Genomic DNA, 371 nt, shown 5'->3' on the forward strand with positions numbered 1-371 from the left:
GTCTAGGGAGGGCGGCCTTGCGGAGTCATCGCGGCGGCCTGGCTAGATTGTCCAGAAACGCCGATCCATTCCCGCCTCCGGAGGAGCGCAGCCGCCTGCACGAATCTTCTAGAACCCCGGGACGGGCGCGTTATAGTCGCGGCGACGAAACCAACGAGTGGGAAGACCTGACGCACGATGGGGAGCCGAGACTGGATCGACCTGGCCCGCGACGCCGAGACCGGGATCGAGACCCTGCGCGCCCATGTCGCGGGCCACGCCTACGAGCCGCACTGGCACGCCAGCTACCTGATGGGCTACACCGAGATCGGCGTGCCGCAATTCAACTGCCGCCGACGCCGACACGACAGCACCGCCGGCCAGGTATTCCT

The 371-nt window shown here is 67.1% G+C and carries 1 protein-coding gene; it reads left to right on the forward strand.

The features are described from left to right. Positions 1-177 precede the first annotated feature (177 nt). Positions 178-371: AraC family ligand binding domain-containing protein (locus ACLJNW_RS23560; protein WP_410961134.1), on the forward strand; the 194-nt coding region annotated here is incomplete at its 3' end.

Source organism: Salmonella sp. SAL4457 (assembly GCF_046548235.1).
Classification (GTDB): domain Bacteria; phylum Pseudomonadota; class Gammaproteobacteria; order Enterobacterales; family Enterobacteriaceae; genus Salmonella; species Salmonella enterica.